Origin of the sequence: Lacticaseibacillus sp. 53-4, assembly GCF_016861805.1 — a bacterium.
Lineage (GTDB): Bacteria > Bacillota > Bacilli > Lactobacillales > Lactobacillaceae > Lacticaseibacillus.
On the sequence record NZ_BOLT01000022.1, the window covers coordinates 1 to 25,389 of the forward strand.

Here is a 25,389-nt window from a genome sequence, read left to right on the forward strand (position 1 = left end):
ACTAACCCAGGTGGTGGCACTAACCCAGGTGGTGGCACTAACCCAGGTGGTGGCACTAACCCAGGTGGTGGCACTAACCCAGGTGGTGGCACTAATCCGGGTGGCGACATTAACCCAGGTGGTGGCACTAATCCGGGTGGCGACACCAACCCAGGCGGTGACACTAACCCAGGCGGTGGCACTAATCCGGGTGGCGATACTAACCCAGGTGGTGGCACTAACCCAGGTGGCGACACGAACCCAGGTGGCGGCACTAATCCGGGTGGCGACACTAACCCAGGTGGTGACACAACTAACCCAGACGGGTCGACAAATGTAGGCGAGCCATCAGGAAGTACGGAAACTACTGGTCAAGCTACTGGTCGGATCACTTTGCCAGACACGTCAGCCGAGTCTGAAAAGACGCCAGCTGACCTGAAGGCAAAGACTGCGGCAGCCTTGAAGCAGCAAAGCACAAGGGCTTCACGCAAGTTACCGGCCACTGGTGAAGCGTCTAACAACAAATTAGCAGTGTTAGGGCTAGCGATGATTGGCAGCCTGTTCGCTTTGGTCAACCCACGGCGGAAGCGCGATTAGCAAGACAGATCAAAGAGAGAGTCGGTTCACAGTGATGTGAACCGACTCTTTTTTGATGCAAATTGGTTGACATCCTTAAGCAAATCGGGCAAAATGGCTTTTATGTTAATGGCATTGACATTTACTGCTGTTAACAAAACTTATTTGGGGAAGTGGCTATTTGTGCTATCAGTGAAAAAACATGCACGATTCATCACTTTGATTGGGCTCGTTGTGGCGATCCCGTTGTTGTTGCTCTATATCGCGTTGCAATTCGTGAACTACGAACAGGCAAACACAACGCAACATATCAAGGTGGCGGTGGTTGACCAGGATCAGCCCGCGAAGTTTCAGGGCGTTTCGGTTCACGCCGGCCGCGATGTGACGCAAAAGCTACGGGACAATCACGACGTGGACTGGGCGTTTGTGTCCGCGCAGGCCGCACAAACGGGATTGAAAAAGGGCACCTATCTGATGGCGGTGACCCTGCCGGAAGACTTTTCCAGCAACGTCACCACCGCACTAAGCCCAACACCAAAGCACAGCACGCTGAAAATCGCGCTGTCGCCGCACAACAATTTCGCCTCGCACCTGATCAACACGACGGTGGCCACCAAGTTGCAGGCGCAGGTCGTGCAAAACGTTCAGCAGGCTTATGACGGGGCTGCCCTGACCGCCTTGAATTCGCTGGGCGACGGGGTAAGCCAGGCCCACGCGGCCACGGCGCAACTGGCCGATGGGTCGGATCAGGTTCAGGCTGGGCTGATGCAGCTGACGGCCAACAACGAAAAGCTCACCAATGGTGCCAAGCAGCTGCCTGATGCGATCACCAAGCTGCTGGCGGGGAACCAGCAGCTGCTCGCGGGCAATCAGCAGGTGGCAGGCGGCGCCAACACGCTGCGCCTGAGTCTTCAGCAGGCGGCGGCGCAGATCCAGCAGCAGCTCGCGGCCGGCGCACCTGACCTTGCTCGGCTTGACCAGGCCCTCACCACGATGACTGCCGGCGTCAACGCGCTGGCGGCAGGGGTCAATGACCCCGCGATGGTGACGCTGAACGGCAACATTTCGACGAATATGAAGAAAGTGGGCGCGAATGCGGCTGCGATGCAAGCCGCACTGGTCGACTTGAACGGCCAGCTTTTCGACAAGGAAAATGCGAAGTCAGCCGCCGTTCAGCTGGCAACCGCCGGCACCAACTTCACCACTGCCGGCGAGACGCTTAAGACGCTGCAGGGGCAGCTGATGAAAGAACCGGCGGTCCTGGCGCTGGCGGCGAAAAACCCAGCGCTGCTGCAGGAACTCCAGACGATTCAAAAAACGATGACCGACGGCGCGGCCGCACTGCAAGGCGCTGGCGTCTCGCTGACCCAAGGCGGGGCTGCTGCGACCAAGCTCAAAGTCGCGCTCACCGATACTGGCAGCACGCTGCCCAAGCTGGGCAATGACCTGACCACGCTCAGTGGCAAGATGACTGACTTGAAGGACGGCATCAACCAGCTGGCTGACAAAAAGCAAGGCGCGCCTGCCCTGGCTGCCGGGGTGCGACAAGCCATCGGCACGCTGCAAGGCGGTTTGAACACCGTCCAGGCTGGGCTCACGCGCACCGGCAGCACCCCAAGCACCATGGGGGCCGTGCAAGGTGCCGGTCAGCTCGCTGCCGGGTCCGGAAAAGTGCAAAGCGGCTTGGATCAGGTTCATTCCGGGTTGCAGCAGGTGGCTGCCGGTCTGAACGGGACGAGCACCAATCCCGGATTGATTGCCGGCATCACTCAGTATACGGATGGCGCTACCAAGCTTGCGGATGGTAATCAGCAGGTCGCAGATGGAATGAGCAAGCTCAACGTCAAGCTGGGCAGCGGCGCCGGGCAAGTCGTCAACTTAAGTACCGGCAAGGCGAATGTGGCACAGTTTGTCACCCCAGTGGCGACGCAAACGGCCAGTGATCCACTGGCCCGGCCACTGGCCAACATCTTAGCGCCGCTGGTGCTGCTGATGGTCAGCTTCATCGCGTCGCTTCTGACCGAGCTTGGCTTTGGACGCTACTCGAAGAGTTTTGCCGCGCAGAAGCTGGTCACCCGAATCGGGGTCGTGGGCCTGGCTGTGGCACTGCAGGCCGTCGGGATCGGTTTGGTCGCCACCGCCATGGGCGTTGCGATCGCCCATCCGATCAGCTTGTTCTTGACCCTGTTGGTTGCCGGGGCGGTCTTCACCATGATCATCTTTGCCTTTGACCGCTTCATGGGGACGCTTGGGGTCCTCGCGACGCTGGCGCTTCTGTTCGTTCAGCTGATCGTCTCTGGCGGACTGCTGCCAAACGCCATGCTGTCAGGCTTCTACCAATTTCTGGCGCACCTACTGCCCGGGACGTACCTGCTTGACTTGCTGAACCAAAGCCTCAACGGGCTGCAAACCGGCAGCCTCCTGGACGTGATTGCGTTGCTGCTGTTTGGCGTCCTCTTCGGCGTGATTCTTTGGGTGCCGCGTCGTATCAAGCAGCCCTCAGATGTGGTAGAGTAAGTGTAAGAAAATTTGAGGAGGGCTTTTTGTGGCAGAGCGCGATTTACTAGATGATTACATCGATGTCTACCTCTCTGGGTTCAAGTACATCAGCGAGCTGGTTTCTGTGCCGACCATGACCTACCACCTGTCGTTTGAGCAGTTTCTGATCATGCGTGACGTCGCGGCGGGCCAGCGCTTGTCGCTGTCAGAAGTCGCCAAGCACCGGCATGTCACGCGCGCGGCCATTTCTCGCCAGCTCAAGTCGCTGCTGGATGCCGGCTACATTGTGCAAACGCCGGACCCTAAGGACCGCCGTCGCCAGTACTTGGATCTGACCGATAGCGGCAATCAAGTGACGGTCGAGATTAACCAGGCCATTCACAAGCGCTTCTATGGGTGGGTCGAGGTCATCGGTGAAAAAGACGCCAAAGAACTGCTGCGCATTATGCGCCGCGTCAGCGATGAAGTCATTAAAAACGATCGGTCGAGCGATTAACCACAAATTGAACTCTGAAGCCTCCGAGCAGCTGCGTCTGCCCGGGGGCTTTTGCGTTGGGACGCTTGGCACAAAAAAGCCCCACAATCATCAGACTCTTTGGTCTGCGATTGTAGGGCTCTTCAGCTGAGGACGCTGCCTTGCTTAATCCTTATGGTGGCGCTGCTTGCCGGCGTTGCGGTTGCGCTTGGCAGTCGGGGCAGGTTGGTCGTTGCCGGTCAGCTCGTCCACGGTGGTCGTGGTTTCTGCTTCCGGCTCTGGTTCGTCGAAGGTGTGCTCATCAACGACGATCACCGGCGGGTTTTCCGCGATTTCCGCGTCCATGCGCTTGCGAATGTTTGGCGTGATGACGTAGGTGACGATGGCCTGCTGGATCAAGACGATGATCCCACCGGCGAGGAAGTAAAGCCCCAGGCCGGCGTTGTAAAACATACAGAAGAAGAACGTCATGATCGGGTTCAGCATGGCCGAGGTCTGCATCTGCTTGCGCTGCGCCTTCGGGTAGGCCTGCAGCATGATCATGCTTTGAGCAAAGTACAGCAGGGTCGCCGCAATGGTGATCAGCATGCTGGATTGGCCGAGCGCGATGCCGAAGAACTTGGAGCTCGAGATCTCAGGTGAGTAAGCGACCGCTTGGTACAGCCCGGAGAAAATCGGCAGCTGGATCAGCATGGTCAAGCAGCCCATTGACGGGATCATCGAGGTCCCGTTTTTCTTGTAAACGTCCTGCATCATCGCATTGAGGCGCAGGGTTTCTTCCTGCGTGATGCCCGGCTTTTTCATCTGCTTTTGGATAATGTCGAGCTGCGGTTTCAAGACGCGCTGTTTTTCCTGCGATTCGGTCATGTTCTTCTGCTGGTTCAGCATCAGCGGGAGCAGAATCAAGCGCACGGCCAGCGTGATGATGATGATCGCGATGCCGAAGCCAGAGGCGGTCGAACCGCCAAAGAACCCGGCGATCCAGACCATTAAGTGCTGAAGCGGCTTGCCGATCACGTTGTAGAAGGCGCCGAAGAAGCCGGTGGGCGGCTTCAGCTGGGTGGACGCTTGCCGGCTGCAGGCTGCCAGAAAAAGTGGAATCAGGGCCACGCCACTGAGGGCGAGCCACCGTTTAGATTTGTGCATGAGTGAATTCCTTCCTAAACTTACTGCCGACTATCTTACTTGACCGCTCGCCGGCTTTCAACCAGTAACGCGGAACTTGTCATATGCCGGGATCGGGTCGAGCAGCTTTTCTTCATATGAAGTGACCTTGCCGCTCGGGGTCGGGCTGGCTTTAATGGCGGCCGTGAAGCGCGCCATGTCGGCTGGATCGCCGACCGCTTCGATGTAGACTGAACCGTCCATATTATTCTCGACTTTGCCCACGATGTGCAGCTGCTGGGCCACCATTTGGGTCATCCAGCGGAAGCCGACGCCTTGGACACGCCCGTTTACTGTGATGCTTTTGGCAATTTTAACCATAGTATCCCTCCGCAAAGTACGATATCTCTATTAGTTTAGCATAAAGCTTAAGCGGATATGTTAGACTTAAGCCCGAGGAGGATGATCATGGAATATATCTCATCTGCAAAAAACGACCACATTAAAGCCGCCAAGAAATTGACGGTCAAAAAATATCAAAAACAAGCTGGGGCTTACCTGCTGGAAGGGTGGCACTTGGTGCAAGAGGCCATCAAGGCCGGCCAGCAGCCGCGGCGCATTTACGCCACCGAGAAGTTTCTCGCCGAGCGGGAGCTGAAGCCGTTTTACGACGTGACCACCGAGATTTCGCCAGACGTCGCCAAGCACCTGGCCGAAACTGAAACTCCGCAGGGCATTTTTGCTGTGCTGCCGCTGGAAGAGCAGAAGCTGGACAGCGCACTGAGCGGCCAGTACCTGCTGCTGGATGCCATTCAAGATCCCGGCAATGTGGGTACTTTGGTGCGGACCGCGGATGCCGCTGGCGTCAAAACCGTCGTCTTTGGCGGCGGCACCGCTGATGCGTTCAATCCTAAGGTGCTGCGCGCCATGCAGGGCAGCCAGTTCCACGTCAACATTGTCTCCGCGCCGCTGCCGCGCTTAGTCGAGAACCTGAAGAAGGCCGGGATCCCGGTGTACGGCTCGGAGCTCAACGAGGCGGCCAAGCCATACCGCGAGGTTGACCCGAGCGACCAATTCGCGTTGATCGTTGGCAACGAAGGCAATGGCATGAGCCGCGACCTGCTTGCCGCGACCGACCAGAACCTGTACATTCCAATCAAGGGCCGGGCGGAGTCGCTGAATGTGGCGATTGCTGCGGCTGTGATCTTGTTTCACCTGACGGCTTAAGAATGGCTTAACAGGCGCAATTTTTCACTGCGACCTGTTATACTATAACTGTGTTGGACAACAACACAATTGCGAGCGAAAAGGGGCCACTGAATGAGTCATCAAAAATGGTCTGACGATCAGGAGTATTTGGACTGTGTCCAAGATCTGTTGGCGCAGCCGGCGGTGCAAAAGCTGGCCGACTACACGCAGCATCATCACTCGACTCGTCTGGATCACAGCATCAGTGTTTCTTACCGCAGCTTCCTGTTGGGCAAGAAATGGCATCTGAACACTCGTGCGTTGGCGCGAGCAGGTCTGTTGCACGACTTGTTCTATTACGACTGGCGGGTGACAAAGTTTTCACTGGGCACGCATGCCTTCATTCACCCGCGGATCGCTTTGCGCAATGCAGAGAAGCTCACCGACCTGTCTGACATGGAAAAGGACATCATCATCAAGCACATGTGGGGGGCGACCCTCGGCATGCCGAAGTACAAAGAAACCGTGGTGGTGTCTTTGGTCGATGACTACGCCGCAGTGGATGAATACCTGCTGCCTGAGCTGCAGAAGGTCATGCACCCGTTTCGCCGATTAGAACATGCACATCAATAGGGAAGTCCGGAGCAGCTCCGGGCTTCTTTTTTCATGCCTGCCACCGCCTCGGGCAAAAAACTTGTAATTGATGGTGGATGGGTTATACTAATACTATCAATTTGTAAGCGTGAAAAATCATATGAGGTGATTACATGGCAGAACAGGTAGCGGTGAAAGAACCGAGTAAAGCGGAACTAAGCTTGTGTCCGAAATTTACTCAGACTTTCGTGATTTTGGGGAAGAAATGGAACGGCCTGATTTTGGAGACCTTGCTTGAGCATGGTCCTTCTCGGTTCAAGGTCATTGCAGGCACGATCAAGAAGTGCTCCGATCGCGTACTGGTTGAGCGGCTGAAAGAACTAGAAAGCCAGGGGCTGGTCGATCGCATCACCCATTCTGATTCCAGCCTGATCGAATACGCCTTGACCGCCAAGGGGGCGGCGCTTCAGCCAGTGATGGCCGCGGCGCACACCTGGGGCGACAGCTGGATCACTGACGCTGAGTGCCAGAACTAACCACGCGATTTTAGGGCAGCCTTGACGAATCGCGGTTTTTTGCTACACTGGAAGCATATATGATGCAAATACAGTGAGAGAAGCGCGAACCGGCGGCCCAGTCAGGAAAGGTGTTCAATGACTGAAAGACACCGCGGCGGCCAAAGGTTGGTTTTCACTTCTTGAGTAGACAGTCGAAAGGCTGCTCCGGTCCTGCCGTTATGAAGTTGAGTGCATGCCTATTTGGCGTGAACAAGGGTGGTACCGCGACGCTTCGTCCCTTTTAGAGGGGCGGGGCGTTTTTTTTGTGCAGGCTGCGAAGCGAGGCGCACTTAGCTCGACGGCTAGCCTAGCTCAAGGCATTGCCGGCGTTTTTTGCCGGCGAGGCTTTGAGCCTAGCTGGATGCTCACCCGTTGCCCGCCTTAGCACGACTGCGCCTTTCAAAGCATCACTAATCCAGTTTTTCAGCCCTAAAAGGAGGACAATCATGGATCTTAAAACCAAGCTGGAACAGCTTCGGGAAGAAAACAAGAAACGCATCAAGGAAACCGAAGATCTCGATGCGCTGAACCAGATCCGCGTCAATCTGCTCGGGAAAAAAGGCCCGATCACAGAAGTGTTGCGCGGCATGAAGGATCTGCAGCCGGAAGAGCGGCCAAAGGTGGGCGCGTTTGCCAACCAGATTAAGGCTGATTTGCAGGAGAATCTGCAAAACCGCAAGGAGGCCCTTGAACAGGCCGCACTGACGGCCAAGCTGGCGACGGAGACCATCGATGTCACGCTGCCTGGCGACCAGGTGGTCCAAGGAACCCCGCACATCATCGACCAGATCATGGATGACATCGAGGAGTTCTTCATTGGCCAGGGCTACCAAGTCGTTGACGGCCCTGAAGTTGAAGAGGATCACTACAACTTTGAGATGATGAACATCCCCAAGGACCACCCGGCCCGCGACATGCAGGATACTTTTTACATCGATGATCAGCTGCTGATGCGGTCCCAGACCAGCCCAGTTCAGGCGCGCACGCTGGAAGTGCACGACTTTAGCAAAGGCCCGCTGAAAATGATTAGCCCCGGGCGCGTGTACCGCCGTGACACCGATGATGCGACTCATTCTCACCAGTTCCACCAAATCGAAGGCCTGGTGATTGATAAACATATCACGATGGCTGATTTAAAGGGGACCCTGCTGGCCCTGGCGCAGCATGTCTTCGGCAAGGACCGGCAGATTCGGTTGCGGCCAAGTTACTTCCCGTTCACTGAACCAAGCGTTGAGGTCGATGTGTCCTGTTTCCACTGCAACGGCAAGGGCTGCGCGATTTGCAAGTACAGCGGCTGGATCGAGGTTCTCGGGGCCGGCATGGTCCACCCGAACGTGCTGACCAACGCCGGCGTGGACGCCGACGTGTACGGCGGTTTTGCGTTTGGCCTGGGCCCAGACCGGTTTGCCATGCTGAAATACGGCATTGACGACATCCGCAGCTTTTACCAAGGGGACGTGCGGTTCCTGTCACAGTTCAAGGAGGAGGGTTAAGCGATGAAGGTTTCATATGATTGGTTAAAAGAACTGGTCGATTTTCCTGCCACTCCCGAAGAACTGCTGGACAAGGTCTCGCGTACCGGCATTGAGGTCGATTCGGTGTCGCGCATGGCTGACGGTCTGAAGAAGGTTGTGGTCGGCCGCGTGGTCAGCTTGAAAATGCACCCTGATTCCGACCATTTGCATGTGGCCATGGTCGACACCGGTGAAGACGAGCCGCGCCAGATCGTGTGCGGTGCGCCAAACATCGAGGAAGGCCAGACGGTCATTGTGGCGCTGCCAGGCGCCCGTATCGGTGATAACGTCAAGATCAAGCGCGGCAAAATGCGCGGCGTTGAATCTGACGGCATGATCTGCGCCTTGCAGGAGCTCGGTTTTTCCAACGACATTGCACCTAAAGCCTACGATGCCGGCATCTATGTCTTTGACGAGCCGCTTGAACCCGGCAGCGATGCCCTCAAGGCCCTGGGGATGGAAGATGCCGTGCTGGACTTTGAAATCACGCCGAACCGCGCTGATGCTTTGGGCATGCGCGGGGTGGCCTGGGAAGTCGGCGCCACTTACGGCAACAAGCCGCACTTTGAGGACAAGCCGGTCGTTGAAACCGGCAAGCCAGTGGCCGACTACCTGAGCGTCAAAGTCGCTGATGAAAAGGATGCGCCTTCCTATCAGATGCGCGTGGTCGACAATATCACGATCAAAGACAGCCCGCTGTGGCTGCAGCGCCGCCTTTGGAACGCGGGCATTCGGCCGATCAGCAACATCGTTGACGTGACCAACCTGATCATGCTCGGCTATGGCCAGCCGCTTCACGCGTTTGACTACGATAAACTCGGCAGCAAACAGATCTTGGTCCGTCGGGCAACGCCAGGCGAGCCGCTCACCACGCTTGATGGCAATGATCATGAGCTAACCCCAGACGACATCGTCATCACTAACGGCGAAAAGCCCATCGCGCTGGCCGGGGTCATGGGCGGGCTGAACTCGGAAATCACCGCAGGAACAACCACCGTCGCCATCGAGGCAGCCATGTTTGCCGGCACGCCGATCCGCAAAACGGCGCTGCGGTACAACCTGCGCTCTGAAGCCTCGTCGCGCTTTGAAAAAGGCATCGATGTGGGCAGCATCAACAAGGCTTTGGACGAGGCGGCCCGGCTGATGGCCGCGCTCGGCGACGGGGAAGTGGCGACTGGCACCATCAGCGCCAGCCATGTGGACCCAGAGCCGGTCGAAGTGGACATTTCGCTGGATCGCATCAACCACATTTTAGGCACGCAGCTGGATGCCAAGACCGTGACGGGCTTGTTCGACCGCCTGGGCTTTGAGGTGACCGAAGCAGACGGCTTGTTCTCCGTGCTGGTGCCCACGCGCCGCTGGGACATTCACATCGAAGCTGACCTGATTGAGGAAGTGGCGCGCTTGTACGGCTTTGACAACCTGCCGAGCACACTGCCGACGACGACCATGACCGTCGGCGAGTTCACGGCCAGTCAGGCCCGCCGCAAGCGCAGCCGCAAGCTGCTGGAAGGCCTCGGCCTCACCCAAATCATTTCTTACGCGCTGACGACGCCGGCAAAGGCCGCCGCCTTTGCCATCGACGACAGTGAGGAGACCCATGTGGCCTTCCCGATGACCGAAGACCACCAGACGCTGCGGTGCAACCTGGTCTCCGGGTTGATCGATGCGGTGGCTTATAATGTCGCCCGCAAGCAAACCGACTTGGCCCTTTATGAGCAAGGCCGGATCTTCCCTCGAAGTGCCGGGCATACCCGGCCGCAAGAGGTCGAGTACATCGCCGGGGCACTCAGCGGTAATGTGATTCAGGCGGGGTGGCATCAGGCCGCTAAGCCAGTTGATTTTTACTATGTGAAGGGGATTGTCGACAGTCTGCTGGCAGACTACCGGCTCGCCGGGCCAGTCGAGTACCAGGCGCTGGTTGACGACCCGTCGCTGCACCCAGGGCAAAGTGCCAAGCTGGTGCTGGATGGTGAAGTGATTGGGCTGATTGGCCGGCTCCACCCGCAGTTTGAGCGCGCGCAAAAGATCAACGAGACCTATGTGTTCGAGTTGAATCTGGATGCGCTGCTGGCGGCTAGTCGCACGGAGATGACCGCTGTTGCGGCACCGAAGTTCCCGTCGGTCACCCGCGACATCGCCGTGCAGGTCACCGCGAATATCACCAATGCGGAGATCCAGGCCGTGATCGCCAAAAATGGCGGCAAGTTCCTGCAGGATGCGCACCTGTTTGATGTCTACAGCGGCAAGAAGCTGGCACCAGGGCTGAAGAGTCTGGCGTACACGCTGACCTACCGCCGCAAGGATGCGACCTTGACTGACGATGAGGTCACCAAGGCGAACGACCGGGTCGAGGCCGCCTTGAAGTCAGAGTTAGGCGCAGTCATTCGTTAAATCCCGGTTACAATCGCGTGGTGGTGGCGAAAACCTGTCGCATTTTGCGGCGGGCTTTTGTATAATTCACGTAGGTTTTCGGGCGTAATCCGCTGCATGAGGCAGCCCGCTTCTGGGCTGCCTTTTTGTACATTGCGCCGGGATGGGAGGAGAAACGTGGAGCAACAACCAAGTTCCAATCAGAGACGCAGGCGCGACCACCAAGTCGACCAAGCGTCAAGGCACGTGGTTCGCTGGGTGATCGGGATCGGACTGACGGTGCTGGTGCTGGTCGTGCTGATGGCAGGGGTCTTTGTCCACTCGGCGCTTCAGCCGGCGGATAAAGCGGCGAAGGCACCAATCCTCGTGACGGTCAAAACCGGCGAGTCGACCGACGAGATCGGGACCAAGCTTCAGCAAAAAGGGCTGATCAAGTCGGCGCTGGTGTTTAAGTTCTACGTCAAATTCCATAATGTGCCCAGCTATGAGGCCGGCCAGTACAGCTTCACCAAGGCCAATACCATGCAGGAAATGCTGGACACGCTGCGCGGCGGCAGCAGCACGACCGGCATCGGCACGGTGCTGGTCAAAGAAGGGGTGGACGCGGAGACCATCGCGGACGCGGCGGCCAAGCTGCACAAGAAAGACCCCAAGCTGACGCGCGCCAACTTCATCGCCGCGCTGAAGGATGAGGCTTTCTTCAAGCGCCTGCAAAAAGCCTATCCGCAGCTGCTGGAAAGTGCCGGCAAGGCCAAGGGCGTGCGCTACCGACTCGAGGGCTACCTGTTCCCGGCGACTTACACCGTGACGGAAAATGAATCCGCGCAGGCCCTGATCGCTCAGATGGTCAACAAGACTAACGCGGTGCTGACGCCGTACATGGCCAACATCCAAAAACAAAAGCTGAGTGTGCAAGAAGTGCTCACCCTGGCCAGCCTGGTTGAGCGTGAAGGTGTCAATGACTTGGACCGTGGCAAGATTGCCGGCGTCTTCTTCAACCGCCTTGACGCGGGGATGCCGCTTCAGTCAGACGTGGCAGTGATGTACGCATTGAACAAACATTCGACCCACCTGACGAACAAGGACACGAGCGTTGATTCTCCTTATAACTTGTATCGCAACAAGGGATACGGGCCGGGACCATTTAACTCGCCGTCAGAGTCGGCCATTAAAGCCGTTCTGACACCGCTGCAGCGTTCCGCCGGGTACTTGTACTTCGTGGCCAACCTGAAGACGGGTGAGATCCGCTACGCTCACACGCTGGCCGAGCAGAATGTGAACACAGCAGCGTTTGCCGCCGACAACGGTCAGGGGGCTAACTGATGAAACAAAAACCGATCGTGATCGGCGTCACCGGCGGCTCCGCCAGCGGCAAAACCAGTGTGTCTCGCGCCATTTTCAACCAGTTCTCAGGCCACTCGCTGCTGCTTTTGGCGCAGGACGCTTACTATAAGAAAAGCGACCTGCCGTTTGAAGAGCGCCGCAAGATCAACTACGACAACCCGCTAGCCTTCGACACACCGCTCCTGCATGACCAGCTCGAGGCGCTTATCGCTGGCCGCGCGATCGACCGGCCGGTGTACGACTACACCATTCACAACCGATCGACCGAGGTCGTGCACATGGAACCAAAAGACGTGATCATCGTCGAGGGCATCTTGATCCTCGCCGATGAGGAGCTGCGCAACCTGATGGACATCAAGGTTTACGTTGACACCGATGACGACATTCGGGTCATCCGTCGCGTTCGCCGCGACATGCGCGAGCGCGGGCGGTCTTTGGACGACATCATCGACCAGTACCTGAAAACGGTGAAGCCGTCGTACCATCAGTTTATTGAGCCGACGAAGCGCTACGCCGACATCGTGGTGCCAGAAGGGGGCCACAACATGGTCGCCATCGATTTGCTCACGACCAAGATCCGGGCGATTTTAGCGGCCCGCGGGCTGAGCGAGTGAATTGACAAATTCGCTAAATCCGTTACTATCAGCTTAGACAAAAGAATTGAGGAAAAATTATGGCAGATAAAACATATCCAATGACCGCAGAAGGTAAAAAAAAGCTTGAGGACGAACTGGAACGGTTAAAGACCGTCGAGCGCCCCAAGGTGGTTGAGCGCATCAAGGTTGCCCGCGGCTTTGGCGACTTGTCTGAAAACTCTGAATACAGCGCCGCCAAGGACGAACAGGCGACGCTCGAGACCCGCATTGTGCAGGTTCAGACCATGCTCCACTACGCCGAGATCATCGACTCCAACGAAGTGCCTCAGGACGAGGTTTCACTCGGCAAGAAGGTCACCTTTGTGGAGGACGGCGACGACGAGGAAGAAACTTACGAAATCGTCGGTGCGGCTGAGGCGGACGCATTCAATGGCAAAATCTCAAACGACAGCCCAATTGCCAAGGCCCTGATTGGCAAGAAAGTTGGCGAAAACGTCTCGATCGCAACGCCGGGTGGCGCGATGAACGTTAAAATCGTCAAAGTCGAAGCTTAATCATCAAACCAAGTGCGGTGACGCACTTTTTTTGTATGGTGCGCAGGGTTCGCGCACTTAGGGGAATGGGTAGCCTAGCTCGAGGCATTGCCGCTGGTCTTTGGCGGCGAGGCCTCGAGCGTAGCTAACCACTTCCCCGTTGCGAACCCGTAGCCCGATTAAACAAAGGTGCGAGGAACGGCGCACTTAGCCCGACGGCTAGCCTAGCATACGTCATTGCCGGCGTTTTTTGCCGGTGAGGGCGTATGCGTAGCTAGACGCTCGGGCGTTGCCGTTCCGAGCCCGATTACTCAAGGTGCGCAGGACCGACGGTTTTAGGCCAATTAGGTGCAACCAAGCTTTATTCCCAAAATCGGCCTCTGGGCGGACGGTCCCATGCCGATTTTTGGGTATACTGGAGGAAACGGAGGAGGCGGCAGCGTGAAGCGGCGATGGCAACTATTTTGGATCATTGAAATCGCACTGACCATGGTACTCGGCTACCAGATCGTCACCAATCCCGCCAGTTGGATCGGCGTCGCCAGCGGGCTGATTGCCTTGGTGATCGGCATCAAGGGTCATTTCTGGCGCACGTTCTGGCTGCTGCTTGGCGGCGTCCTCCTGGCGGTGGGTATTTTTATCAACCCGATGATTTGGGTCATTCTGTTTGTGGGGCTGGTCGGCGCCTTGTTCGGCTTGTCTGGCAAGCATGGCAGACGGCTGCCTTGGCAGCAGAAACACTACGCGGCCGTTCACGTGGTGGCGCCGACTGCCAAGGGCGGCACCACCACGCGCCATCCCTGGTTTGGTGATGAAACGATTGGCAGCTCAACGTATGAATGGGATGACATCAACATCACCGTGGCGGCTGGTGATACCATTATTGACTTGGGCAACACCTTGCTGCCACAGGGCGATGCCACAATCGTGGTCCGCAAAGGCATCGGTAAGACGCGCATCTTAGTGCCAGTCGGTGTCGGCGTCATGGTCGATCACTCCGCGCTGGCCGGCACCTTGTCGGTCGACGGCGCCGAATGTGGCCTGCATAACCAAACCGTGCGGCAATACAGCGATGATTACGACACGGCCAAGCGCCGCGTGCACATCCTCACCAACGTGTTGATTGGTGATTTGGAGGTGCTGTCGGTATGAGGCTGAAGCAAATAAGTTGGACTTTCGCGACGGTCACGCTGGCGACGGCCGCGCTGGAACTTGGGCTGGTGTTCCTGGTGAGTGTCGCAGCGGGGGGACAGTTCTTGGCGCTGCTGATGACGCAAGTGCTGGGGATGCCACTGGCTGCGTACTTGATCACCGGCGCAGTGTTGATCGGCCTAATCGCCACCACCCTGCAGTCGGCGTTTGACCAGTACCAGCACCGGCAGCTGACTCGCCGCTTGACGCAGCTGGTCGCCGGCCAAACCGACGCACTGGTACTCGCCAGGCAAAGTCAGGCGAAGGCCGCGCTCGGCCAGGACGTGGCGGCGGAGCTTGAAGCCCTGCGGCAAAAAATGATACGCTTGCAGCAGGAAATCGAGCGGTATTCCAACACCCCGGTGGTCCTGGATGGCCAGACCAAAGAGCAGATCCTCACCGAGGAGCGCCACCGCCTGGCCCGCGAGTTGCACGATTCCGTTTCGCAGCAGTTGTTTGCGGCGATGATGATGCTGTCGGCGCTGCGCAGCGTGGTCGACCGGGATAACCCAGACGCGCCAGAGGCCAAGCAGATTGAAACCATCGAAGGCGTGATCAACGAGGCCCAGTCGGAGATGCGGGCGTTGCTGCTCCACCTGCGGCCGACCAATCTGGCCGGCAAGTCCCTGAAAGACGGCATTATCAGCCTGCTTCAGGAGTTGCAGACCAAAATCAAAATCGCGATTTCCTGGGACTTGCAGGATATCCACCTGTCCCATGGCAGTGAGGACAACCTGTTTCGCATCGTTCAGGAGCTGCTCTCGAACACCCTGCGCCACGCTAAGGCCAAACACTTGGAGGTTTACCTGAAACAGGTCGAGGCCACGGTGGTGCTGCGCGTGGTCGATGATGGGGTCGGCTTTGATCCCAAAACAGAAAATACCACCGGCAGCTACGGGCTGTCGAACATCTCGGAGCGTGCGGCGGCCATTGGTGGCACCGCGAAGGTGATCAGCTTTCCCAAGCAAGGGACGAGCGTCGAGATCCGCGTGCCGTTAACAAAGGAAGAAGCACATGATTAAAGTATTGATCGTTGATGACCACGAAATGGTGCGCTTGGGCGTGTCGACGTACCTGGGGGTGCAAGATGACATCACCGTTGTCGGCGAAGCGGCCGATGGCAAAGAGGGCCTCGACAAGGCGTTGGCGCTGCGGCCTGACGTGATTTTGATGGACCTGGTGATGCCGAACATGGATGGCATCGAGTCGACCAAGCGGATCCTGGCGGCTTGGCCCGAGGCGCGAATCATCATCCTGACTTCGTTTATCGATGACGAAAAAGTCTATCCGGCCATCGAAGCCGGGGCGGCCAGTTACATCCTGAAAACCGCCACCGCGGAGGAAATCGCCGCCGCGATCCGTAAGACCGCGGCCGGGGATTCCGCGCTTGATCCGCAGGTCACCACCAAGATGATGAACCGCCTGACCAAAAAGCAGGCGCCGGAGCTGGCCGATGAGCTAACCAACCGCGAACGCGAGGTCCTGATGCTGATCGCGCAGGGCAAGTCGAATCAGGAAATTGCCGATGAGCTGTTCATTACGCTTAAAACGGTGAAGACCCACGTGTCAAACATCCTGGCCAAGCTGGAAGTTGAAGACCGCACCCAGGCGGCGATTTATGCGTTCAAGCACGGGCTGGTCAAGCAGAACGGGGAAGCCAATCAGTGATTTGGGCAGTCCGGGTCACCAGATAAAAAATGCGTTGCTCAAACGAAGAGCAACGCATTTTTAATGGCGTGAGCGGAGCCGACCTGGGGCGACCGGCGTACCGCGCGGCGGGAACCGCAGCCAGAGCAGCAGCAGCCCAATCGCCACCAAACTGATCAGGACCCCTGGCCAGAAGTACGGCGGGGTGTAGGTCATGGTGATGTCATGTTGGCCCTTGGTCAGCGGGATCGCCATCAAATAGCCGAGGACTTTTTTCACCTTGACCGGCTGACCATCGACTTTGACTCGCCAGCCGGCCGCGTAAGGAATCGAGGTCATGAGGACCTGGTGCTTTGAAGTGGCGGTGGCCGTTGCGGTCAGACCGCGGTCGGTGCGGTTTGTGAGCTGCCAGGCCTGGTCTTTCAGGGCGTTCAGTTGCACTGCCGTTTTTGACATGTCTAAGCTGAACAGGCGGAGATCGCCGAAGTCCGCGCTGTCTTTGCTCAGCGTAAAGACCAGGGTCTGCTTCTTGCCTGGGGCACTCGGGGTCACATTCAGCAGCTCGCGGTCGCGGAAGGTGTCGTAAATCGGCACGCTGCGGCCGTTTTGCGTCAGGCTCACCAAGTTGTCGGTGAAGTTAGCCCCAATTTGCAAGTAGTAAGGGTCGGTGGTGCTGGCGGTGAAGGTGTACGTGACGGTGGTCTGCTTGGCCACCGGCTTTTTGGTGACGTTGTTAGCACTGACGGTGCCGCCATGGACTGCCATCGGACTGAGGGGTTGAGCGGTGAACAAATCAGGAACCGTTTGGCCGCCGCTCAGCGCGGCCAAAATGCGCTCCTGATTGATCACCGGTTCAGACGCCATGAGGGTGGTCTTCAGGATCCGGTTTGAAGCGACAAACCCCAGCCCTGGCGCGTACGGGTTCTCGTAAACCGTGAAGGCGGTGGTTTGGGCGACCTGATTGTAGTCGAACAGGTCAGGCCGGGCAGAGACCTGGGGGAGAAAGATGCTTAGCGGTGCGTCGAGGCGCGGGGTGATAAACCCTTTGAGGTCCAGTAAAGCATCCGTGATCACTGTGCCGTCGGTGTAAGCGACAAACCCATCGCCGGCGCTTTGACCGATGGCCCCGAAGAACTTAGGGGCGGCCGGTTCCATCATGGACGTGAACTGATCGGTCCCCAGGTAACCCACCTGCATCGGGTCATTTTTCGAGCGCAAGGTGGTTTTGCCAATGCGATCGTCATCGCCGACATGCGCCTTCGCGGCCGCGATGCCGCTGCGTAGCGCTTCAGTGTAGGTGTGATAATCCGAGTGGCTGATATAAGACAGCTGGTTCAAGGTGAGCACCGCATTGCTGCCGGCATCGACCAGCATCAGCAAGCAGACGCCAATGGCAAAAGCCGGCCGCCGGTCCGACAGCATGGCCAGCCCCACCAGGGCCAGCGCGTCCAAAATGATGGTCAGCCAGATGGTATTAGTGGTGAGGTAAGGGTACTGGGCCCGGCGCAGGAACACCGTCAGGTCAAGTGCGGTGAAGACCACTAGGCTGAGCAGCAGCTGGGGCACGGTGATCCCGTTTGGCCGCAGGCGCAGCGCACGCCAGGCCAGCGCCATCATCCAGAAGCACACCACGAACGAGAAGCGGTATGGGTACCAGACCGGATACTGCATCCCGTGCCACAGCAGGTCAAGCGGCGACCAGCTGAGCGACACGGCGAGGAAGGCGGTGAACAGGAACGCGTAGACTTTTTCCTGCCAGCGGATCTCCTTGGTGAAGAAGTAAAGCAAAAAGCCGATTAGCGCAATGCCGCCGATGAAAATGTTGGCCTGCCCCGACGGCATTTGGCCGTAGGAAAACGAGCCGGCGAAAAACTTGCCCAGCTGTTGCAGCGGCGTGGTGTCAAAGTGCGTCCAGCGAATGTGGGTCTCGGTGTAGGTGCCTTTGCTTTGGCCGAGCTGGAAAACGGTCGGCAGCAGCAGCCACGCTGACAGCCCGCCGGCTAAGAGCCCGGCGCCAGCGAAGCGGCCGCATGCCCGCAGGCTTTGGCGCAATGACAGTCGCGCTTCAATCAGACGCAGGCCGAAGTAGCCCACAATGAACAGCACGGTCATGTAGGCCATGTAGTAATTGGTGATGATGGCCAAAGTCAGCCAGCCCAGAAACGGCCACGGCCGCAGCCTTTTGATCAAAGTGTCCACGCCCAGTGCAATCATTGGCAGGAACACTGCGGCGTCCAGCCACATCAAGTTGAGCTGATTGGCCAGCGCCCAGCCGGAGAGGGCGTAGGCGGTGGCAAACCCCACGACCCATGGCCAGTCGCCGCCGTGGCGCTTGACGTACAGGCCCATGGCCGCCCCGGCGGCCGCATACTTGGCGAGGGTCATCACCGTGATGGCGAGATCCAGCGCGCTTTGCGGAAACAGCAGCAGGATCAGGTTGAAGGGGCTCATCAGATAGTAGGCCCAGATCCCCAGGGCATCCCCGCCCAGGGCTTTGTTGAAGGCGTAGAAAAACTGCCCCGGATGACCGAAGAGGGTTTGCCGGTAGTAGCTGTAGTAATCGATGTACTGCTGCCCCATGTCGACGGTCATGATCGAATTGTTCCCGAATGGCCAGACTTTGGTGGCGATGTAGTAGCCGGCCATGATCAGGGCCGGGACGCACGCGGCCAAGACGAGGGGATGGTGTTTGAGCCAGTGAACCAACCGCATGGCAGGCTCCTTTCCAGCGCGCTTACAAAAGAGTAAACATTCAGGCTTCCAGCGCACGAATTTGCTTGTTCCATAGTAACATGAAAGCCAGCAAGGCGTGGCGGAGCCGGTCGGTTTTTGCTACACTTGAAGGGTTACAAAAGGAGAGAGACCGTGAAATACATTCGTACCCCCAAGCCGAAGCGCGAGCGCTCGCACATTCCCGCTCGGCTCAACATTTTATTCTTCTTCGTGTTTCTGCTGCTGGCCGCGCTGGTGGCGCAGTTAGCGTACCTGCAGATCATGAACGGGTCGAAGTTTCGCGCGGATGTAGACTCGACGGATTCCGCCGTGGTCACCTCTGCCGTGCCGCGCGGTCAGATCTATGACTCCGAAGGGCGGCTGCTGGTGGCAAATGCGGCCAACAGCGCCATCGTCTACACCAAAAGCGTCGGCGTCGCGGCGGAAAAAATGCGTCAAACCGCCGATGAGCTGGCCAAGTACGTGACCATTGATGAATCTGGTATGCGCAAGCGCGACTACGCGGACTACTACCTGGCGGATAAGACCAACGAAAAAGCGGTGATCGCCCAGCTGCCCAAGGCGCTTCAAACTACGACCGACACCAGCAAGCAGTACAAGGCGGAAGTGGCCTACGCGATGAAGCACCTGCCAGACTACTCCGACCGGGAGAAAACGGCCGCGGCGTTTTATAAGAAGATGAACGGTGCTGCCCAGCTGACGACCGTTTACCTGAAGGACCGTGACGTGACCCAGGACGAGGTCGCGCAAGTCGGCGAGCACCTGACGGCCATGCCGGGCATTAACCTGGGCACCGACTGGGACCGCTCGTATCCGAACGGCAAGTCCATGCTGAGTATCATCGGCACCGTGTCCTCGGAAAAAACCGGCTTGCCTGCCGAAACCGTCAACGAGTATTTGGCCAACGGGTACGCGCGCAACGACCGCGTCGGCACGTCCTACCTGGAAAAAGAATACGAAAACGTGTTGAAGGGTGCCAAGTCGCGGACTGAGGTCGGCATCGGCAGCAATAACAACATTGTCAGCCAAACCACCGAGTTCAAGGGCGAGCAAGGCGCCAACCTGAACCTCACCATCAACTCGGCCTACCAGCAAAAGGTGGATGCCGACGTCCAAAACGTCTTCAACCAGGCGAAGTCGGCCGGTATGACCAGCGTCTCCGACGGGGCTTACGCCGTCGCGATGAATCCCAAAACCGGCGCAATTCTCGCCATTTCGGGGCTGCACCAAGACGCTAAGACGCATGAAGTCACCAGCGACTCGCTGGGCGTGTTGAACCGCTCGTTTGCGATGGGGTCCATCGTCAAGCCGGCCATGGTGCTGGGGGCGCTACAAGACGGCGTCATCACGGTCAACAACAACACCCAGGCCGACACCGCCATTTACCTGAAGAACACCCCGGTCAAAAAATCCGACTATGGGATCAACACCTTTAGTTCCCTGAACGCGACCAAGGCCCTTGAGGTGTCCTCAAACACGTACATGATGCACTTGGCGATGAAGGAGGGGCACGCTAATTACGCACCTAATTCTCATTTGTTCATGGACAAGGACATCTTCACCAAGATGCGTGGGTACTTTAATCAGTTCGGCCTTGGTCAGAAAACCGGCATCGACCTGCCAGGAGAGATCAGCGGCCAGGAAGGGCCCACGACCATGGACGGGCTGTTCCAAGTGGGTTCGGCACTGGACTTATCCTACGGGAACTTTGATACTTACACGCTGATCCAGGCGATTCAGTACGTCAGCACGCTGGCCAACAACGGGTACCGGATGAAGCCGTACATCGTCAAGAGCGTCAGCCAGACCCTCAGCAACGGCAGCGAAGGCCCAGTGCTCGACACCACCACCCCGACTGTCCTGTCTAAGGTCAAGAACACCCAGGACCAGATCAATTTGGTCAAGCAGGGCATGTGGCAGGTCGTTCATGGGACCTCCGGTTACGCGACCGGGACGGCGCTGGGCTCCCTGAATCCGGGCGTTGCCGGCAAGACCGGGACCGCGCAGACCTTCACGCCGAATCCGACCAATCCCAATGGTGAGCCGATCGAGGCCATCACGCAGAGCTTCATCGGCTACGCGCCCGCGAAGAATCCGCAAGTCGCCGTCGCGGTCGTCGTCCCTAACCTGGGGAAGATGTCCAGTTACGCGTACGACATCGCCAAGCTGATGTTCCAGGACTACTACGATCTGTACAAGGTGCCGGCGGAGAAGAACTATAACCAAAAGGCCGCCAATCCCGGTTAATGACCGGGTTCACCGCGCCTTGGCTAGGAAAAGCCAGGCAAAGATGCTAAACTATTTAGTGAGCTTGGGAGCGTTTTTCCCTGGTCACTTGTGGCAGCCGGCAGCGGGTCCACCCGGTGCCGGTTTGTTGTCTGAAGTCTCAGGAAGGAGCCAAGCGGTTGCAATATTCACTTAGACGATTGAAGAATCAGCCGTATATGACGTACGTACTGTTTGCCCTGACGGTGTTGGTGTTCCTGCTTGAAACCGTGAACGGCGGGTCCACGAACAATTACGTGCTGGTGCGCTTTGGTGCGCGGTGGAATCCGCTGATCGAGGCCGGCCAATGGTGGCGGCTGATCACGCCGATTTTTGTTCACATCGGGCTCATGCACATTCTGGTCAACGGCGTCACGCTGTTTTACCTGGGCAGTCTGACCGAGCGGATTTTTGGGCACTGGCGGTTCTTAGTGCTGTATCTGGTGTCCGGCTTCACCGGTAACCTCGCCAGTGCGGCGTTCAACCCCACGGGGCTGGCGGCAGGGGCGTCGACGGCGCTGTTTGGCATGATGGGCGCCTATCTGATGCTTTACGACGGGTACCGCGACAATGCCGGGATCCGCGCGATTTCGCGGCAGTTCGTGATGCTGGCGGCGCTGAACATTGTCTTCGATCTGTTTATGACCGGCGTCGATATTTACGGTCACATCGGCGGCTTCATCGGCGGCTTCCTGATCGCCTACGCGCTGGGGGCCCCGAACCTTGGGGAAACCTCGATGCCGCGCCGAGTCGGGTCGCTGTTCGCACTGGTCGCGGCCAGCGCGGCACTGCTGATTTTCGCCTTTGGAAGTGCGCTATGAAGACTTTCTACGATGTACTGCAACTGCTTAAGCGTTACGGGACTTACATTCACGTCGGTAAGCGGCTCTGGGACATTGAGCTGGCCGCCGTGGAAGTGGACCGCCTGCACGAATCAAGCCTGATCGATGACCGCACCTATGCGTCGGCCAAGATCATTTTGCGCCACGAGCACGAACAGGAAGAAAAGCATCCCTTGATTAATGATGATGGAGGAAAAAGCAATGGCTGACAAAAAATTGATGGGGGTCGACCTTGGCGGTACGACCTGCAAGTTCGCAATTCTCACCGAGGACGGCGAGATCCAGCAGCGCTGGAGCATTGACACCAACATTCTGGACGAGGGTAGTCACATTATCCCGGACATTATTGCCTCGATTCAAGATCACCTGAAACTGTACAATATGACAGCCGATGATTTTGTTGGCATCGGCATGGGGACCCCGGGCACAGTCGACTCGGTCCAGGGCACCGTCATTGGCGCCTACAACCTGAACTGGAAGACCATGCAGTACCCGAAGCGCGAGATTGAAGCCGCCACTGGCATCCCGTTTGCCATCGACAACGACGTCAACGTCGCCGCGATGGGCGAGCAGTGGAAGGGCGCCGGCGACAAGTCGGATAACGTCACGCTGGTTGCTTTGGGCACCGGAATCGGCGCCGGCATTGTCTCTGACGGCATTCTGCTGCACGGCGTGGCGGGGTCGGCCGGTGAGGTCGGCCACGTCACCGTTGAGCCGAACGGCTACATGTGCACCTGCGGCAAGCGCGGCTGCCTGGAAACCGTTGCGTCGGCCACGGGTATCGTGCACGTGGCCCGCGACATGGCAGAAGAATACGCCGGGGACTCCAAGCTGAAGCAGATTCTCGACGACGGGGATGACATTTCCTCCAAGATCGTCTTCGACTGCGCACAGGCCGGTGACAAGCTGGCGCTGATGATTGTTGACAAGGTTTGCTACTACCTGGGGCTTGGCCTGGGCAACCTGGGCAACGTGCTGAACCCAGAGTACCTGCTGATCGGCGGCGGCGTTTCCGCAGCCGGCGACTTCCTGCTCACGCGGGTGCAGAAGTACTTCGACCAGTTCACGTTCCCGAACGTCCGCAACACGACCCACCTGCGCCTGGCAACGCTGGGCAACACGGCCGGCGTGGTCGGTGCGGCCAGTCTGGCGCGCCCATAGGACAATTTACGCAAAACCTTCGGCCTCGGGTCTATACCTGAGGCTTTTGTGATACACTAGAATTAACTTGTGCCGCCTGCAGACGGCGATTGAAAGGACGTTTTTGGTTATGGGGAATTTTTTGCTGGTGTTGATTGGTCTGGGCCTTTTGGTCTGGGCGGCAAATTGGCTGCTGACACAGTGGCAGAAATCGCGCCTGAAGTCAGTCGGCGGCGAGATCACGCCGGAAGAGTTTGAGCAGAACATGCGCAAGGCGCAGATCATTGACCTGCGTGAAAAAAAGGACTTTGACGCCGGCCACATTCTGGGCGCACGGGACCTGCCGTACACCCAGCTGAAGCAGCGGATGATCGAGCTGCGCAAGGACCTGCCGGTTTACATGTACGATCTGACTGGCGCCGTTTCCGTCAAGGCGGCGCGCCGCATGAAAAAGGCCGGGTTCGAGCACCTGTACTTCCTCAAGGGCGGCTACGATAACTGGTCTGGTAAAACGAAAAAAGCCAAAGAATTTGAAGACTAAATAAAACCCCTGCGCTTTGGCAGGGGTTTTATTGTGCTTAGCCTTGGTGTGATGCGTGCTGCTTGCGGTTGGCCTTGCGCCGATTCTCATTGATCTCGTCGACTTTGGTTTCTACGGGCTCGATGTAAGACTTCTTGAATGCAAACACGGAGCTGGCCACTGCGCCGGCCGAAGCGACGACGCCAACCAGGAACCCCTTCAAAAATTTGTGCTTCACGAAAATCCCTCCCTCTCTGGAACTTTAGGTGCTAATTTCATTATACTAGATGACATGACAGAAAGTGAGCAAAATCCATTGAAAACTCAAGTGTTGATGATCGGCGGCCCGACTGCCACCGGTAAAAGTGCACTCGGCGTGAGACTGGCCCAACAGTTTAACGGCGAAGTGATCAACGGGGACGCCTTTCAGATTTATCGAGGGATGGACATTGGCACCGCCAAGGTCACGCCGGAAGATATGGAAGGCGTGCCGCATCACCTCATTGACATCGTGGCGCCTGGCGAGCCGTTTTCCGCCGCGCAATTTCAAAAAAGGGCAGAGGCGGCGATTGCCGACATCAAAGGGCGCGGCAAGCTGCCGATCATCGTTGGCGGCACCGGCTTTTACCTCAATGCGCTGCGCCTGGCGCTGCCGCTGGGGGAGCACGCCGAAAGCCCCGCCCGCAGCAAGTGGCAGCAGGCCTTGGCTGACCGCGGCGAGGACTGGCTGTGGGCGCAGCTGAACGCGCAAGACCCTGAGGCCGCGCGCAAAATCCCGGTGGGCAACAGCCGGCGGGTGATCCGGGCGCTCGAGGTGATCGAAACCACCGGGCACAAGTTTTCTGCGCAGATTATTCCAGAGCCTGCTTTTGACGCGCTGGTGCTTGGCCTGACGACCGACCGCGCCGTGCTTTACGCTCGCATCGATCAGCGGGTCGACCAGATGGTGGCAGAAGGGCTTGAAGCCGAGGTGCGGCGGGTGCTTCAAACCAGCGCGTCGGATGCGCAGGCGCTCAAAGCCATTGGCTATAAGGAGTGGCTGCCGTATTTTGCCGGGGCGGCGAGCCTAGCAGACACAATCGCGCTGATCAAAAAGAATTCGCGGCATTACGCCAAGCGCCAGTTGACGTATTTTCGCCACCAGCTGCCGACGCACTGGTTGGACCTGATTGCAGAGCCCGACCAGGGGCTGCGGGAGGCCGATACCTTGGTCGCAAACTGGTTAAGCTAGGCCTTTGAAGATAAAAATTTATTTGTTTGTCAGGTTATCTGACATCAACAGTTGACGCCTTTTTCGTCTATTGGTATGGTTGTCTGCGTGAAGGAGGGACTGCCATGCCGGAACTCAGTGATATTCGCACGCGGGCGGTGCTGCCGATCAGCACAGTGATCGCGCTCACCGACCTCACGGCGCGGCAGATCCGTTATTACGAGGCGCAGGGGTTGCTGCATCCGCTTCGCACGCCTGGTAATCACCGCATGTACTCCTTGAAGGACGTTGACGACTTGGTTGAGATCCACAGTCAGCTGGCGGCAGGGTTTTCGTTGGCCGAGCTGAGGGATGCCCAAAAGCAGCCAAAGCCGAAGACAAAGCTTTCCGACGAGGAAGTCCGGGCGGCGCTTCGCTCGGAGTTGTTGAATCAGGGACGGCTGAACCCGCGTGGGGATAGTCCAACGCAGGGATTTGGGTTCAGACTGTAGGATAAACGCAAAGGAGTG

At 57.9% G+C, this 25,389-nt stretch carries 25 protein-coding genes; 21 read left to right on the forward strand and 4 right to left on the reverse strand.

Annotated elements, in window-relative coordinates:
- From JUF21_RS08570 to JUF21_RS08580, 3 genes are all read left to right on the forward strand, one after another.
- A partial coding sequence (locus JUF21_RS08570) for an LPXTG cell wall anchor domain-containing protein (RefSeq protein ID WP_203664009.1) occupies positions 1-576 on the forward strand: 576 nt, incomplete at its 5' end.
- 162 nt (positions 577-738) lie between these two features.
- Positions 739-3,072, forward strand: coding sequence for a YhgE/Pip domain-containing protein (locus tag JUF21_RS08575; RefSeq protein ID WP_203664012.1), 2,334 nt, complete (start codon positions 739-741; stop codon positions 3,070-3,072).
- Positions 3,073-3,100: 28 nt separating this feature from the next.
- Positions 3,101-3,550: a MarR family winged helix-turn-helix transcriptional regulator gene (locus JUF21_RS08580; protein WP_225419374.1), complete on the forward strand. Its 450-nt coding sequence runs from the start codon at positions 3,101-3,103 to the stop codon at positions 3,548-3,550.
- A 144-nt stretch (positions 3,551-3,694) separates the two neighbouring features.
- Here JUF21_RS08580 and yidC read toward each other — a convergent pair whose 3' ends face one another.
- Together yidC and JUF21_RS08590 are read right to left on the reverse strand one after the other, a co-directional pair.
- Entirely contained in the window at positions 3,695-4,675 is a 981-nt protein-coding gene (gene yidC / locus JUF21_RS08585; protein ID WP_203664014.1) for a membrane protein insertase YidC, read from the reverse strand.
- Between the two features lie 57 nt (positions 4,676-4,732).
- Positions 4,733-5,014, reverse strand: coding sequence for an acylphosphatase (locus tag JUF21_RS08590; RefSeq protein ID WP_203664016.1), 282 nt, complete (start codon positions 5,012-5,014; stop codon positions 4,733-4,735).
- Positions 5,015-5,101: 87 nt separating this feature from the next.
- Between JUF21_RS08590 and JUF21_RS08595 the strand changes: the two genes are divergently transcribed.
- From JUF21_RS08595 to JUF21_RS08645, 11 genes are all read left to right on the forward strand, one after another.
- On the forward strand, positions 5,102-5,860 hold the full coding sequence (locus JUF21_RS08595; RefSeq protein WP_203664018.1) for an RNA methyltransferase: 759 nt from the start codon (positions 5,102-5,104) through the stop codon (positions 5,858-5,860).
- Positions 5,861-5,953: 93 nt separating this feature from the next.
- Positions 5,954-6,454: a hydrolase gene (locus JUF21_RS08600; protein WP_203664020.1), complete on the forward strand. Its 501-nt coding sequence runs from the start codon at positions 5,954-5,956 to the stop codon at positions 6,452-6,454.
- A 134-nt stretch (positions 6,455-6,588) separates the two neighbouring features.
- Entirely contained in the window at positions 6,589-6,951 is a 363-nt protein-coding gene (locus JUF21_RS08605; protein WP_125756370.1) for a helix-turn-helix domain-containing protein, read from the forward strand.
- A 467-nt stretch (positions 6,952-7,418) separates the two neighbouring features.
- On the forward strand, positions 7,419-8,465 hold the full coding sequence (gene pheS, locus JUF21_RS08610; protein ID WP_203624398.1) for a phenylalanine--tRNA ligase subunit alpha: 1,047 nt from the start codon (positions 7,419-7,421) through the stop codon (positions 8,463-8,465).
- Positions 8,466-8,468: 3 nt separating this feature from the next.
- Positions 8,469-10,880 (forward strand): phenylalanine--tRNA ligase subunit beta, encoded by a 2,412-nt coding sequence (gene pheT, locus JUF21_RS08615; RefSeq protein WP_203664022.1) that lies wholly within the window; start codon positions 8,469-8,471, stop codon positions 10,878-10,880.
- A gap of 156 nt (positions 10,881-11,036) precedes the next feature.
- Positions 11,037-12,182 carry an endolytic transglycosylase MltG gene (mltG, locus tag JUF21_RS08620; protein WP_239061385.1) on the forward strand — a complete coding sequence of 382 codons (1,146 nt, stop codon included), beginning with the start codon at positions 11,037-11,039 and terminating at the stop codon, positions 12,180-12,182.
- The gene (gene udk, locus JUF21_RS08625; RefSeq protein ID WP_203664040.1) at positions 12,179-12,817 is read left to right on the forward strand and encodes a uridine kinase; all 639 of its coding nucleotides are present in this window, start codon (positions 12,179-12,181) and stop codon (positions 12,815-12,817) included. Before mltG ends, udk begins: the two co-directional genes overlap by 4 nt.
- A 59-nt stretch (positions 12,818-12,876) precedes the next feature.
- The gene (gene greA, locus JUF21_RS08630; RefSeq protein WP_125756360.1) at positions 12,877-13,353 is read left to right on the forward strand and encodes a transcription elongation factor GreA; all 477 of its coding nucleotides are present in this window, start codon (positions 12,877-12,879) and stop codon (positions 13,351-13,353) included.
- 420 nt (positions 13,354-13,773) lie between these two features.
- A complete protein-coding gene (liaF, locus tag JUF21_RS08635) occupies positions 13,774-14,484 on the forward strand; it encodes a cell wall-active antibiotics response protein LiaF (RefSeq protein WP_239061439.1) in 711 nt (236 codons plus the stop codon).
- Positions 14,481-15,545 (forward strand): sensor histidine kinase, encoded by a 1,065-nt coding sequence (locus tag JUF21_RS08640; RefSeq protein ID WP_203624394.1) that lies wholly within the window; start codon positions 14,481-14,483, stop codon positions 15,543-15,545. The genes liaF and JUF21_RS08640 overlap by 4 nt, the downstream gene beginning before the upstream one ends.
- The gene (locus JUF21_RS08645; RefSeq protein ID WP_203624393.1) at positions 15,538-16,191 is read left to right on the forward strand and encodes a response regulator transcription factor; all 654 of its coding nucleotides are present in this window, start codon (positions 15,538-15,540) and stop codon (positions 16,189-16,191) included. Before JUF21_RS08640 ends, JUF21_RS08645 begins: the two co-directional genes overlap by 8 nt.
- 60 nt (positions 16,192-16,251) lie before the next feature.
- Here JUF21_RS08645 and JUF21_RS08650 read toward each other — a convergent pair whose 3' ends face one another.
- Positions 16,252-18,882, reverse strand: a complete 2,631-nt coding sequence (locus tag JUF21_RS08650) for a YfhO family protein (RefSeq protein WP_203664025.1) — start codon at positions 18,880-18,882, stop codon at positions 16,252-16,254.
- Positions 18,883-19,035: 153 nt separating this feature from the next.
- On the opposite strand from JUF21_RS08650, the gene JUF21_RS08655 reads away from it, so the two are divergent.
- The 5 genes from JUF21_RS08655 to JUF21_RS08675 all read left to right on the forward strand — a co-directional run bounded on the left by JUF21_RS08655 (position 19,036) and on the right by JUF21_RS08675 (position 23,691).
- Entirely contained in the window at positions 19,036-21,150 is a 2,115-nt protein-coding gene (locus JUF21_RS08655; RefSeq protein WP_203624391.1) for a penicillin-binding protein 2, read from the forward strand.
- Positions 21,151-21,308: 158 nt separating this feature from the next.
- The gene (locus tag JUF21_RS08660) at positions 21,309-21,989 is read left to right on the forward strand and encodes a rhomboid family intramembrane serine protease (RefSeq protein ID WP_374706448.1); all 681 of its coding nucleotides are present in this window, start codon (positions 21,309-21,311) and stop codon (positions 21,987-21,989) included.
- Positions 21,986-22,219: a YqgQ family protein gene (locus JUF21_RS08665; RefSeq protein WP_125756348.1), complete on the forward strand. Its 234-nt coding sequence runs from the start codon at positions 21,986-21,988 to the stop codon at positions 22,217-22,219. The genes JUF21_RS08660 and JUF21_RS08665 overlap by 4 nt, the downstream gene beginning before the upstream one ends.
- Complete coding sequence (locus tag JUF21_RS08670; RefSeq protein WP_203624390.1) at positions 22,212-23,171, forward strand: ROK family glucokinase; 960 nt, start codon at positions 22,212-22,214, stop codon at positions 23,169-23,171. Before JUF21_RS08665 ends, JUF21_RS08670 begins: the two co-directional genes overlap by 8 nt.
- Before the next feature lie 109 nt (positions 23,172-23,280).
- On the forward strand, positions 23,281-23,691 hold the full coding sequence (locus JUF21_RS08675; protein WP_203624389.1) for a rhodanese-like domain-containing protein: 411 nt from the start codon (positions 23,281-23,283) through the stop codon (positions 23,689-23,691).
- Between the two features lie 37 nt (positions 23,692-23,728).
- On the opposite strand, the gene JUF21_RS08680 is transcribed toward JUF21_RS08675, so the two are convergent.
- Positions 23,729-23,908, reverse strand: coding sequence for a DUF3042 family protein (locus JUF21_RS08680; protein ID WP_056989194.1), 180 nt, complete (start codon positions 23,906-23,908; stop codon positions 23,729-23,731).
- A gap of 54 nt (positions 23,909-23,962) precedes the next feature.
- On the opposite strand from JUF21_RS08680, the gene miaA reads away from it, so the two are divergent.
- Positions 23,963-24,901 carry a tRNA (adenosine(37)-N6)-dimethylallyltransferase MiaA gene (miaA, locus tag JUF21_RS08685; protein WP_203624388.1) on the forward strand — a complete coding sequence of 313 codons (939 nt, stop codon included), beginning with the start codon at positions 23,963-23,965 and terminating at the stop codon, positions 24,899-24,901.
- Between the two features lie 104 nt (positions 24,902-25,005).
- Complete coding sequence (locus JUF21_RS08690; RefSeq protein ID WP_203624387.1) at positions 25,006-25,371, forward strand: MerR family transcriptional regulator; 366 nt, start codon at positions 25,006-25,008, stop codon at positions 25,369-25,371.
- The last annotated feature ends 18 nt before the right edge of the window (positions 25,372-25,389 follow it).